At 57.9% G+C, this 13,041-nt stretch carries 11 protein-coding genes; 7 read left to right on the forward strand and 4 right to left on the reverse strand.

Translation table 11 applies throughout. The annotated features are described in order from the left end of the window. Positions 1 to 397 precede the first annotated feature (397 nt). Entirely contained in the window at positions 398 to 1,036 is a 639-nt protein-coding gene (locus LVY75_07355) for a hypothetical protein (GenBank protein ID XAZ21351.1), read from the forward strand. Between the two features lie 333 nt (positions 1,037 to 1,369). After that, positions 1,370 to 2,032, forward strand: a complete 663-nt coding sequence (locus LVY75_07360; protein ID XAZ19950.1) for an NAD(P)-binding domain-containing protein — start codon at positions 1,370 to 1,372, stop codon at positions 2,030 to 2,032. Between the two features lie 129 nt (positions 2,033 to 2,161). Here LVY75_07360 and LVY75_07365 read toward each other — a convergent pair whose 3' ends face one another. Further along, the gene (locus tag LVY75_07365; GenBank protein XAZ19951.1) at positions 2,162 to 2,599 is read right to left on the reverse strand and encodes a hypothetical protein; all 438 of its coding nucleotides are present in this window, start codon (positions 2,597 to 2,599) and stop codon (positions 2,162 to 2,164) included. Between the two features lie 254 nt (positions 2,600 to 2,853). Here LVY75_07365 and LVY75_07370 point away from each other — a divergent pair, with 254 nt between their 5' ends. Continuing rightward, positions 2,854 to 3,033, forward strand: coding sequence for a hypothetical protein (locus tag LVY75_07370; GenBank protein ID XAZ19952.1), 180 nt, complete (start codon positions 2,854 to 2,856; stop codon positions 3,031 to 3,033). A gap of 16 nt (positions 3,034 to 3,049) precedes the next feature. Here the strand turns inward: LVY75_07370 and LVY75_07375 are convergent, their stop codons facing one another. Then, the gene (locus LVY75_07375) at positions 3,050 to 3,586 is read right to left on the reverse strand and encodes a YqhA family protein (GenBank protein XAZ21352.1); all 537 of its coding nucleotides are present in this window, start codon (positions 3,584 to 3,586) and stop codon (positions 3,050 to 3,052) included. A 160-nt stretch (positions 3,587 to 3,746) separates the two neighbouring features. Here LVY75_07375 and LVY75_07380 point away from each other — a divergent pair, with 160 nt between their 5' ends. The 4 genes from LVY75_07380 to LVY75_07395 all read left to right on the forward strand — a co-directional run bounded on the left by LVY75_07380 (position 3,747) and on the right by LVY75_07395 (position 9,983). Continuing rightward, positions 3,747 to 4,442, forward strand: coding sequence for an MgtC/SapB family protein (locus LVY75_07380; protein XAZ19953.1), 696 nt, complete (start codon positions 3,747 to 3,749; stop codon positions 4,440 to 4,442). A gap of 508 nt (positions 4,443 to 4,950) precedes the next feature. Continuing rightward, complete coding sequence (locus tag LVY75_07385; GenBank protein ID XAZ21353.1) at positions 4,951 to 6,066, forward strand: efflux RND transporter periplasmic adaptor subunit; 1,116 nt, start codon at positions 4,951 to 4,953, stop codon at positions 6,064 to 6,066. Then, a complete protein-coding gene (locus LVY75_07390; protein XAZ19954.1) occupies positions 6,063 to 9,248 on the forward strand; it encodes a multidrug efflux RND transporter permease subunit in 3,186 nt (1,061 codons plus the stop codon). Before LVY75_07385 ends, LVY75_07390 begins: the two co-directional genes overlap by 4 nt. A 36-nt stretch (positions 9,249 to 9,284) precedes the next feature. Then, positions 9,285 to 9,983, forward strand: a complete 699-nt coding sequence (locus LVY75_07395; GenBank protein XAZ19955.1) for an alpha/beta hydrolase — start codon at positions 9,285 to 9,287, stop codon at positions 9,981 to 9,983. Between the two features lie 463 nt (positions 9,984 to 10,446). Here the strand turns inward: LVY75_07395 and LVY75_07400 are convergent, their stop codons facing one another. After that, the gene (locus tag LVY75_07400) at positions 10,447 to 11,499 is read right to left on the reverse strand and encodes an AI-2E family transporter (GenBank protein XAZ21354.1); all 1,053 of its coding nucleotides are present in this window, start codon (positions 11,497 to 11,499) and stop codon (positions 10,447 to 10,449) included. Positions 11,500 to 11,520: 21 nt separating this feature from the next. After that, positions 11,521 to 12,963, reverse strand: a complete 1,443-nt coding sequence (locus LVY75_07405; protein XAZ19956.1) for an amidohydrolase family protein — start codon at positions 12,961 to 12,963, stop codon at positions 11,521 to 11,523. Positions 12,964 to 13,041: the final 78 nt, after the last annotated feature.

The following is a 13,041-nucleotide window of genomic DNA, read 5'->3' on the forward strand; positions in this document are numbered from 1 at the left end:
AGTGACAACCCACTGATATCATTCGCAAGTCTCTATCTTATGGAACCGAGGCGCGCCGCCGCTCTTGCCCATCATGGGACACAGGACAATTTTGCTCGCGCCCATCGTCATCGACGTCCACTGCCAGCGACCGCCTGGGCATCCGAAGCTATCCGGCGTTGATCCGCGAAAGATCGAGGGCCTTGTCATGACCGGCGACTGAAGTGCTTGTTTTTCGACTGTGACCGCCGGTGGAGCCCATATCGGCCGAGAGAGACCGGCCGACGTCAGGTCGCCACAATGATGGCGGTCCAATCGGTTCGTTCGGGACAGACGCAGGGTTCCCTCCTCGCTCGTCAAACGTTAGAAGGCCGGAGTTCGGTTGACGCTCGACCCTGCCCTTCCCATCTGCTGCAGTATGCCCAGAACAAAGACGAAAACCAAAGAAAGCGACGATCCCGAGCTGATCAGAGAATGGTCACTGCCGGTGGCTGCAACGCTTGGATCCGCTGTTCGGGTCAAGGGAATCCTTCAGGAAATCCGTTCCCGACTGCCGACCGCCGTCAGAAAATCGCTCGACATGCAGACCGGGGCACTGACCCTCACCATGCCCGAGACTGCCAGGGCGGCGTTCCGCGCGACCGCGTCGGTCATCTCCGAATCGCTGGCGGACATTTCGAACCTTCCGATCATCCCTCGCGAGATCGAGGATATCCTGACGATTACAGCTTCTGAAAGGAAACGTTGGCTGGAGGACGGCCGTCTGCCGAGCGCTGGAACGCGAACCGTCAGATTGCAGGGGCGAGCAAGAAAAATCACCTTCCATGTATTTGATCCCCGGGTGGTCGAAGACCTGCTCGACCGCGCCGCCGTGGACGAATGGCGAGAGGAAGAAGCTGCCGCAAGAGCAGAAAACCGCAGGCGCGCTGCACACCAGGCGAAACTGACGCGTTCTCGGAAAAAGATGAATACGCAGCGCACCGAAACCAACATTGATAAGGCAGCGACAGAATTGAGCGGTTGGGACGACTTCGACAGCGACGGCCTGCTGCGTTAAAGGTGACCAATCAGCGAGAACTGAACTCATTTGAGCCACGCTCGCGGCCTCAGCTCATTGAGCGTCGTCGCCCAGGTGCACGACAAATGCAGCCACAACAGCTCAACGCAGCCCGAAGGAATGCCGGAACCAGCTGCCAGTGCCGAGGCGAAGGAGCGCTCCCTCGCAAAGGGGCCGATCTGCAAGCTCTTCGAAAGTGCTCTGCCTCTTGCACGCCATTGTGATCATGGCCGACCTGAAGACGATACCCTGGTACACTTGTCAAGATTGCCCCTCGATCCCAGTTTCGGTGGCAAGGGCCACATCCGGTCGCCAGAAATGAAAGAATAGGTCATGAACATCGGAATCATTGGTGCCGGCCACATCGGCGGCGCTCTCACACGACTCTTGACGGCCGCCGGCCACACTGTTTTCGTCGCGAATTCCCGAGGCCCCGAGAGCCTAACCGCTCTCGCCAAAGAAACCGGCGCCAAGGCGGTAGCGGCTCGTGAAGCCGCGCGCAGCGGTGAGATTGTTATCGTCACCATCCCGCAAATCCGGGTCCCTGACCTGCCGCAGGATCTCTTCGAAAGAGTCGATCCGGCCGTCATCGTCGTCGACACGGGCAATTATTACCCGCGCCAGCGCGACGGGAAGATTGCTGCGATCGAGGACGGTCTGACGGAGAGCCAATGGGTGGAAACACAGATCGGGCGCCCCGTTCTGAAAGCCTTCAACAACATCAACTGGAAGAACCTTCTCAACTACGGCAAGCCGGCGGGCTCGCCGGGCCGCATTGCGCTCCCCGTTGCGGGTGACGATACAAACGCCAAGTCGAAACTCATTAGGCTCATCGATGATATTGGGTTCGACGCCGTGGACGCCGGCAAACTGAGGGATTCCTGGAGGCAGCAGCCCGGCACTCCGGTTTACGGCACCAATCTCGACCTTAGGGGCGTTCGAGATGCGCTGTCCGAGGCAAGCCCGATACGCAATTCCGATTTTCTTGCAGAGTGATCCAATCTGGCGAAATCCAGCCCGCGTTCGCCGCCGGAGATCGATCTTGACCTGCGGGCGCTGTGCTGTTCCCCCATACACATGGCCCGCATTGATCGAGCCGGGACACACACTGCCTGTTACTGGTCGTTAGTGAAGGGAGCGCTTCACAACGGCCAGAAACAGATCCCCAAGCCGAACCCGATCTGCAGCTGCGGTGAACAGGATGGCCTCCAATCGGTGGGCCGAGAGCCTCGATCGGTGGTGGCTGGCGCTGGTGCCATGGCCTGGCTTGAGGCAAATTCGGCCGCCGATTCCCGATTGATATTGGGCCAGCGTAAGGCCTGCCCTGATTAACAGGGCGCGCATATCCGGGCGATGCTCGGCCGCAATGACGGTGCAAAAAGCCTTCACGAGCAGTCTCTTACGGACGGGCAGCTCGATTTCATCAATCAGTTGCCTGCCGATATCGCTCTCTTTGACTAAGTGGAGGTATTCGTCGACGAATGCATTTGCCTGCCCGAGTTCATCAGGCTCGTCGTAATCGCGACCGATGCGATGATAGTCACCTTCAATGATCAGGCCCATGACGTTCTCCTTGCCCAGAAAACGCGGGAAAATGCTCTTGGTTCACGGGGCTACGCTGCCGGAGATATCAAAGATACCGGCCGTCACAGATCGACCTGGCGTGGCGGCGCATGCCGGACAGATCAGGTGACCTCGATCGACATGTGCGGTGGGCCGCTAACACTGGTACGACATTGCGGGAACGAATGGAGCCGGCGGCTCGGCGAAGCTGCTCTAAACAGGACCAACCGTTATCGGCGGTTGGAACGGTTAGAGTGACGGTAAGGGAAATAGCAAGCGGCGATGCCTTACGCGATGACGAACGGCGGCGTCGTGGTCTCGTCGTCAGGGCACCGCGCAAGACGGCCGTTTTCGACAATTTCATGCTTGCCGGTGAACTTGCAAACACCACATGCCCGCCGCTTGCGGCCGACGCACCAACGAGCAGCAGGTAAGATCGCGCATGTGAATTTAGGAACCATCGGCGCTGGGAGTGGAAGCGGGTGGCTTTTTTTGAACCGAAGCATCCTCAGCGTGAGTGCCGTGTCCAGGCGAACCGGCGATCAGTCGCATTGCGCCGGCCAATAGCAGAATCGAGATCGGGAGGACCAACGCGTTCCACTGTAACATCTGGTCAGTCTCGGCGACGAGCGTGGCGAAATGGACGACCAGATAGAGGATAATCATCTGGATGAAGAGATTCTTGAGTTCGGCGACACTATCGATGACCATCCAATCGGGCAGCGCCGCGCGTCGTTCGGGCGACAGATCGATGAGAAAGCCAAGCGCGATGGCACAGCCGAAGATGATAAGGACGATGGCAAACAGTAGTTTGTCCGTGGCCCGCATGACGGCCGCAATAACGGCAAGGTCCGGGTCGGTTCTCACATAGGCAAAGGCATGCCATAATGTCAGCAGACCCTCCCAAAACATCAGACCCGCAGCGGCAATAACTCCTATGGATGCAAGCGCCATGACGAAGCGTAACTTCAGCAGGATGTTTATCATGGTTTCTCCGATCGAACCTTCAACTTCCAATTCAGAGTAACAAAGACGAGAGGATACTGGTTTCTTTCTGCACGAGGGTAAATGGTTTCTTGCAGTAGACGTCACTGACCGACGTCCCGGAAATAGGCGCCACTCAACCGGATAACATAGAGGCGACGATATGGACGCCAGCCAATCAATTCTCCTCAAACTGGTGATTGCCCTGCTGCTTGGAACGCTGATCGGCGCCGAAAGGCATTTAAAGCAGCGGAACTCAAATCTCGTAACGCATGCGCTTGTTTCCCTTGGTGCCGCATCCTATGCATCGCTTCCGAGCGCGATGGGCTTCGAATTCGATCTGCGCATGGGCGCTCAAGTCGTTACCGGTATAGGCTTCCTTGGGGCCGGTCTCATTATCCGCGACGGCACCAATATAAAAGGATTGAGCACGGCTGCGACTGTCTGGAGCACCGGCGCGGTAGGCGTCTTTGCTGGCTATGGGCAGCTTCTGCTGGCCGGCGAAGCGGCTCTTTTCATTGTTGCCTTCAATTACACGCTTCCCAAGCTTGGATCGTATATTGAAGCTTGGTCAGTGGTCGCACCAGAACAAGAGCTTATTTACGATATAAAGCTCAAATGCCCAACCGATCGTGAAATAGCCGTCCGTGCGACGCTATTGCAATCGCTGAACGCCAACAAACTGCAGTTCCGATCGATAAAAAGCCGCCTGTGCGATGCCGGCGACGGGATGGAAATCGAAGCAATCGTATTCACGAAAAACGAACAGGACAGCGTTGTCGAACAACTCGTGGCCCAGTTGAGTTTGAGATCGGACGTCGAACAAACGAGCTGGTCGAAAATCGATGAGACTAACTGAGAAGTGAGAAAGTGCCCCTTGCAGTGAGCATAAAAAGACGGTGCACGAAATCTCCGGCTTTTGCCGCCTCGATGGTCGACTTCGCCGATGACGCCACCAGCATCTGGCCGGCACCAAATCGGTAGGTTCACAAAGTCCGGCCGGCAAAAAATCTTTGCGGAGCTCGAAGCCAGACGCGCGCGGGTACTGCGAACTCGCGATCGCCGGATGCTGTCCCCACGCGGCGAACGCTCAGAGATGTGCCTAATGCAACGCTGCCGCGCTGGCGTGATCGCAGTGGCTCTGCATCCGGCAAGCGTCGCCAGAGCGCCGAATTGGGACAGGACGCACCATCAGTAATGCTTGCTGCTTTCCACGTCCGGTAGTAGAACTTGAGCGCTTGCTAATTTTTATAGACTGCTTCCATCCGCCTTGAGTTGTCGAATTTCTCGGTCTTGTTGGAGACATGTCGATGAAGTTGCATCGTCGGGTTCCGCCGACGTTCCTGATGTTATTGTTCGCAGCTCTGATGTCAGTGCCGCAGAACGTGGCGGCACAGGCTGGTCCGTCCGTTGGCGTCCTCACCGTGCCGGTTCAAGACGTTTCGCCGAAACATGAATTCGTCGGACGTGTGGAGGCAGTCAATGCCGTCGATATCCGTTCGCGGATCGAAGGTTTTGTCGACCAACGTCTTTTCAATGAAGGCCAACTGGTCAGGAAGGATCAGGATCTCTTCTTGATCGACAAGCGGTCCCTGGAAATAGCGCTGTCGGACGCCAGGGCAGCGCTTGCGAGCGCCCAGGCGGCATTGGCGGATGCTGAACGCCGCGTCGCGCGAAATCAATCGCTGAGCAACCAAACCGTTTCGCGCGCGACGCTGGAGGAAAGCCAGACCGCCCTTGAAACCAGTCAGGCAAACCTTCTGTCGGCACAAGCGCGCGTGAGCCAGGCCGAGCTCAATCTCAGCTTCACCCGGATAGTCTCGCCGATCGACGGCCGCATCGGAGCCGCGGAATTGTCTGTTGGAAGCTTCGTCAGCGGCAGCTCAACGACATTGGCTCGTGTCGTCGAAATGGATCCGATCCGCGTTGTGTTCTCTGTGAGCGATCGATCGATCCTCGAACTGCGTGCGGCCGGAGGCAATATTGGCAAGGAGGAGCTCGCCAGCGGCTATAAGTCCAGCCTGCGGCTGTCGAACGGCCAACCTTACACGGAGCCGGGAAGGATTGAGTTCTTCGGCAATGAAATCGACCCGGCAACGGGGACGCTGGCAATTCGAACGCTATTTCCCAATCCGGATGCACTGCTTATTCCAGGTCAGTTCGTAACGGTCATCATATCGGAAAGGGAAAAGACGCTTCGTCCTGTCGTGCCGCTGGGGGCGGTGCAGCAGGATCGGGGTGGCAAGTACGTTCTGCTCGTCAATGCGCAGAATGCCGTCGAGCTTCGTCGAATAAAAATTACCCGGCAGATCGGCGGCAACTGGGCAGTAGACGATGGTCTTAAAGGCGGGGAGAAACTGATCGTCGACGGCCTGCAGAACGTCTCGGAAGGCCTCGTCGTCGAACCGACGGAAGTTTCTCCAGCCGACAGCAGCGCGATCTCGCTCGCGCCTATGGAACCGCAATCGGGTTCAGCGCAATGAACCTTTCGGCGCACTTCATTGCCAGGCCGAGATTTGCGATGGTCATCGCAGTTGTGATGATGATTGCGGGTGGCCTGTCTCTCTTCTTGATACCCGTCGCCCAGTTTCCGCAGATCACACCGCCCGAAGTGCAGGTCACGGCAAGCTATCCCGGCGCGAATGCCAGCGTCATGACTGACAGCGTGGCGGCGCCGATCGAGGATCAGGTGAACGGGGTTGAAGACATGCTCTACATGTCATCGTCGAGCACCAATAACGGCACCTACAGTCTGACGGTTACGTTCGCGGCGGGTACGGATCCAGCGATCGCCCAGGTCAATGTGCAAAATCGCGTGTCAATGGCATCGCCTCGGCTTCCTGCTGCCGTTACACAGACAGGCGTCTCGGTCAGAACTCGTTCGTCGAGCATGCTGCTTGGCTTTGCGGTTTACTCGCCGAAGGGCACTAAAGACGATGTCTTCATCAGCAACTATGCCATGATCAACATCCGTGATGCGATCGCCCGCCTGCCGGGCGTCGGTGAGGCGAGCGTGTTTGGTCCCGCCTACAGCATGCGTATCTGGATGAATCCCGATCGCATGCAGGCCCTTGGCATAACCGCAGCCGACTTGATGGCGGCGATACAGGCCCAGAACGTCCAGGCATCCGCCGGCCAGCTCGGTTCGCCCCCGTCACCCACCGGTCAGCAGCTGCAGTTGACCATCATGGCCAGAGGACGGCTTGCCGATGCAAACGAGTTCGGCAACATCATCATCCGCACCAACGCGGACGGAGCGATCGTCCATCTCCGCGACGTCGCCCGGATCGAGCTCGGCGCACAATCCTACGATACGGCTTCGACCCTGAATGGCAGGCCGAGCGCTACGGTCGTCGTCTATCAATCGACCGATGCAAACGCGCTCGCGGTCTCGAACGCTGTTCTTGGCGAGCTGCAGACATTGTCGGAACAATTTCCTGATGACCTCGCCTACACGGTCGTTTTCGACACGACCGCTTTCGTCCGGCAGACCATCCATGAGATTTTTGTCACATTGGCGATCACCTTCGTACTCGTTGTCCTTGTCGTGTTCTTTTTCCTGCAGGACTGGCGCGCGACAATCATCCCGACGCTGACCATACCCGTTTCGCTGATCGGCGGTTTTGCCGTGCTTTATCTCATGGGTTATTCGGCCAATACGATCACGCTTTTCGCGATGATACTCGCGATCAGTCTTGTCGTGGACGACGCGATCATCGTGGTGGAAAATGTCCAGCGCATCATGAGCGAGATGGGCGTCGACGTGCGTGAAGCGACGCTACGCACGATGAGCCAGGTCACGGGTCCAATCGTTGCAACAACGTTGGTGCTGGCCGCTCTCTTCGTGCCGGTTGCGTTCCTTACCGGCATAACCGGTGAACTCTACCGTCAGTTCGCGGTCACCATCTTGATCACGATCACCTTCTCGACGATCAATGCCTTGACCCTCAGTCCGGCACTCTGCGTCCTGATCCTCCGGCCGGTACAGGAGAGCCGGTCGAAGCTGTTCGGCAGGATAAACCAGGGCCTCGATGCATCGCGACGGTTTTACGTTTCTTTGCTGGCGGTTTTTGCCCGCAGGATTGCCCTCAGTCTGCTGTTTCTCATGATTACCGTCGTGGGCGTCTACGGTCTCTATCGCATCCTGCCCGTGGGTTTTGTCCCGGCAGAAGACCAGGGCTATCTCTTCATGAACGTGCAATTGCCCGATTCCGCTTCCCTCGAGCGCACGCAGGAGACAATCGCGACGGTCACCACTGTGCTCCAGCGGACGCCCGGGATTGCAAACACCATCGCCATTGCCGGAACGAGCATGATCGGCGGGGGCGGCTCCAATTCGGCAATGATCATCTCGGCGCTGAAGCCGTGGAGCGAACGCGGGTCGGACCAGAGCGCCTTTGCGTTGATGAACGAGCTTCGAACGGAGTTCAGAAAGGTTTCGACGGCGTCGGTGGTCCCGTTCAATCCGCCAGCAATACCTGGTCTCGGGACAACCGGTGGCTTTGACTTTCGCCTTCAGGCCCGCGCCGGGCAAAGTCAGGAAGAACTTGCCGAAGTGATGCGCGGACTGATCGTCGCAGCAAACCAGACGGAGCGGTTAACAGGCGTGTTCAGCACGTTTTCGGCTGACGCGCCGCAGATCTATCTCGATATCGACCGGCGACGAGCCGAACTTTTCGGCGTTTCACCGGCGACGATCTTCAGCACGCTGCAAGCGCATCTGGGATCGGCCTATGTCGACGACTTCAACATTTTTTCGCGCGTATACCAGGTTCGGATCCAGGACGAGCCGACGTTCCGTTCGCGCATTGAGGACATCCAGCGGCTGAGAGTGCGGAGCCAGTCCGGCGATCTGGTTCCCTTGCAAGGATTGCTTTCCATCTCGACCATCTACGGACCAAACTCGGTCAATCGCTACAACCTTTTTCCATCGGCCGCTATCAACGGTCAGGCTGCGGCGGGGGCGAGCACCGGGGATGCCTTGAACGCCATGGAGGCGCTCGCAACGGAAAAGCTGCCGCCAGGCTTTGGATATGAATGGACGGGACTGGCGCTTCAGGAAAAGCAAGCGGGTGGACAGACGGTCATCATCCTGATCATGGGGATCATTATCACCTACCTCTTCCTCGTCGCCCAATATGAAAGCTGGAGCGTTCCGCTTGCAGTGATGATGTCCGTGATCGTCGCGGTGCTCGGGGCCTTGGCGGGCCTGGTGATCGGCAGGATCGATCTCAATATCTACGCCCAGATCGGCCTGCTGCTGCTGATCGGCCTGGCGGCCAAGAACGCCATCCTCATTGTAGAATTCGCCAAGGAGCGCCGGGAAGACGGTCTCAGCATCATAGAAGCGGCACGCGAAGGGACGGCACAGCGCTTCAGACCGGTATTAATGACGGCGATGGCATCGATATTGGGCGTAGTGCCGTTGGTGGTGGCGACGGGAGCCGGAGCAGGCAGCCGCCAGGCGATCGGCGTTACCGTGCTCGGTGGGTTGCTGCTCGGAACAATCGTAGGCCTTCTCGCCATTCCTTTGCTCTATATATTCGTTCAGACGGTGAGAGAGATTGCCAAGCGGCGAATATTCGGTTCCGGGCATGTCGAGAAGGATCGCGGCCTCACCGCAGCGACCGGTCGCGATTTATTGGATCGAACCAGGGATCTCTGAGACCAACTTCTTCAGAACCATCTCGAGGGATTTGCCATGATTGCTGCTGAGGACCGTGCGGAAAATGTCGTGCTGGTGCACGGGCTTGCGCGCAGCAGCGGATCCCTTCGGCTTGTCGAGAAGACTCTGGCGCGGCGCGGATACGTCGTCATCAACAACGAATATCCTTCGACGCGCGCGACCATTTCCGAACTCGCCGGCCACATAGGTGAGGCAGTGGCAATGTGCGGGTCAGGACGCGTCAATTTCGTTACCCATTCGATGGGTGGCATTCTTGTCCGCTATTGGCTGGCGCAAATGCGTCCTGCAAATCTTGGCCGGATTGTCATGCTGGCGCCCCCGAACAACGGGTCCGAGATCGTGGACGTCTTCGGAGAGATGACGCCATTTCACTGGATCAATGGCCCCGCCGGGTGCGAGCTTGGGACTGGCCCCGCCGCGTTGCCGAAGCTTCTGCCGCTACCGGACTATCCAGTGGGCATTATCGCGGGTGATATATCCATCAATCCGCTTTTCAACGCCATCATAGAAGGGCGCAACGATGGGAAAGTGTCCGTCGCATCGACGAAGCTGGAGGGCGCGACGGACCATCTGGTGCTTCATGCGACGCACACCTTCATGATGTTCAACCCCATCGTCATCGCCGAAATCGTCAATTTCATCGAAACAGGCGCGTTTCGGCGCGGCCTGACGATGCAGGAGGCAAGCAAGGCGCTTTTTGCGATGTTCCGATAGGAACCCGGCGATCTTTCTGTTTCGGATGGGCATGCCGACTTGTTTCCATCGGTCGCCAGGCGTCACCGGTCTTCTGGCCCGAATAACTGAAGGAGTATTCCATGAACGTCCTGCACATGGCGACAGTCGCCTTTTTCACAGTTGTCTTAACCTTGGCGGAAGTTGCTCCGGCAGACGCTGCTTCGGCGCAGGTGACCGGCACAGTTCAAGTGCGATCCGGACCCGGTACCTCGTTTCGCGTCGTTGGTCAGTTACGAAGGGGAGATAGAGTGACCATTGACCGCTGCTCTTCGTCGCGCAGATGGTGTAATGTCCGCTCCCGGTATTCCCGCAGCGGCTGGGTCAACTCGCGCTTCCTCGACCGCGTTTCGAGCGGTGGCGGCAGTCGGGGCGGCATATGTTTTTACGGTGCTCGCGGCTATATATGCGTCGGCCGGTGAACATTCATTTCGCTGGCGCCGTTTCAGCCTGAGTCATCACCATGATCGTCTTCGCTGTCGCGTCCGAGAAGTTCGGATACCCACCGGCTGGATGGATGATTGCGGCAGAACGTCACCAGCGCGATCGAGATGGGTACACCGATGAATGCGCCGAAGATCCCCCATAGATAACCCCAGGCAAAAACGGAAAACAGCACGACGACCGGTGAAAGGGAGAGAGCATTGCCTGATACGCGAGGCTCGATATAGCTGCCAAGCGTGAATTGGATGAGGTTGAGCCCCAGGAACAGGATAAGCGCCGATTGCCAGTTGTCGAACTGAATGAGGGCAAAGGCGGTAGGAAGCAGCGTTGCCACGAGCGGTCCGATAAAGGGTATGTAATTCAGAACGAAGGCGATGGCGCCCCATTCCTTTGCGAGGGGAAGTCCGAAAGCACTGGTGAAACCCCAGACGACGAGGCCCGTTACGATGCTCATGATCGTCCGGATCCTCATGTAGCGGCGAAGCTTTTCTGCCGTCTGCCGGCTGCCATCGAGAAGCAATTGCCGCGCCACAGGATAAGGCATTGTTTTGAGGCGATTGGCAAAACCCTCTACTTCCATCACTCCGAGAAGCAAGTAGGTCAGAGCGACCAACCAGAAGCTGAACGTGCTGTTGAGGCGGGTCGTCACGGTTTGAACCATGCGCACGACTGAAGCTGTGCCAACATTGTTGGCCCAGAGCACATCGACGTCGATACCCTGTTCCTCCAGCCACCGACGAACTTCATCATAGTGTTGTTGAAAGCGGGCGGCATTGCTGATCATCCATCCGCCGACACGGCCGAAGGACCAAGAGAAGATCCAGGCAAACGCAAGAAGGGCGATCATCACAACGGTCAAGGTCGCCAGAAGCGCGACGTATTTTGGAAGGAATGCCTGCATGCCGTGTTGGACCGGCCACAGAAGGGCTATTGCCAGGAGCGCGAATGCCAGTGGCGCAATCACCGGCGCGCTCGCCGGCAACAGGGCGATCACGACAAGCACCGCAATCACGACTTCGGCCGAAGAAACTGCTCGTTGGCGTCCAGCCCGCATCATCGTCCTCGAGTGGGTACCTCAGAGTGCATTCTTGAAAATCTGGCCGTCCTTCATGACGAGCTTCAGGTTTTTCTCGGGTTCCTCGATCATCTTGATGTCGTCGAGCGGATTGCCGTCCCAGACGAGGATATCGGCAAAGGCTCCCTTTTCGATGACACCCAAACTGCCCGAATAGGGCGTGCGCAGGTTGGAGAGCGTCAGAAGACTTGCGTTGCCCGATGTCGCCATGCGCAACGCCTCGGCGTTGGAATACCAGTTGCTCAGATGCGTGAGCATGACGTTCTGGCGAGGCGTCAATTCCGGCGAAAACAGGAGATCCGACCCCCAGGCCGTCTTGATCCCATATTTTTTCGCGTATCCGTAGATCTTTGGTGTTCCGATGAAAATCTGCGCTGCGCGCTCGGCACCCACACCGGTCTGTGAGGCAGCATCTTCGATCGACAGGAACGGTTGAGTGCTGAGCCAGATATTCTTGTCGGCAAACATCCTTGCCGTCTCTTCATCCATGAGGTGGGCATGTTCGATACATGCCACTCCCGCGTCGATCGCGCGCCGGACGGTATTGGATGCATAGGCATGAACCGTTACATAGGTGTTCCAGTCCCGCGCCACGTCAGCGGCTGCGCGGATCTCCTCCTCGCTGAACGTACTCATGTCGAGCGGGCTTCGCGGAGACGACACCCCTCCCCCTCCGACAATCTTGACCTGCGATGCGCCTTGAAGAAGCTGCTCGCGCACGCGACGTTTCAAGCCTCCGACATCATCGACGATGGCAGCGCTTCCCATCAATTCGCTGAGACTGAGCTGACCATCTCTCGGAGGAATTTCGAACGGCATGCGCAGGTCACCGTGACCGCCCGACGTCGTGATCATTGCCCCCGAGGGGAAAATGCGCGGACCCGGAATGATGCCGGCATCGATGGCCTGTTTGAATGTGAAGACCGGCCCGCCGAGATCGCGAATAGTGGTAAAACCCCGCATCAAGGTGCGTTCGGCTTCGGCGGTGGAAGCGGCAAAGATCATGCCGGGATCGCCGGTCAAAAGGACCGGCAGGGGCACCGCAGCGTAAATCGTGTGCCAATGCGCGTCGATCATGCCCGGCATCAAGACACGATCGTTGCAGGCGATTATGATTGCATCGGCGGGCGGCGGATTGTTTGCGGCATCGATCGCGATGATCCTGCCTTCTTCCACCAGGACCTGCGAGCCGTTCTGCAAGGTGTTGGATTTGCCGTCGAAAAGCCGGATCTGGTTCAGAAGTATTTTTGAGGGCCGCTTTGAAGTTTGCGCGTTGCCTGCTCGGGGTACCGCACCCGCAACGGCAATCGATCCGATGCCGGCCAGGAATGTTCGTCGCGAATATTCGCCGAGGTAGCGGGATCGCTGCTGAAGATCGCGATTTGCGCAACCGCAACCGGCATCGTGGACAAGGTGGCCATATTTCCTGCCAGCTCTAAACATGGCATGCCCCCGAAGATATCTCACTGAAACGGTCCGTCTCCGACATGACCATCCCGTGCCGTTCGAGAGGCGATGCTT

The organism is Sinorhizobium sp. B11 (genome assembly GCA_039725955.1).
In the GTDB taxonomy this organism is placed as follows: Bacteria; Pseudomonadota; Alphaproteobacteria; order Rhizobiales; family Rhizobiaceae; genus Rhizobium.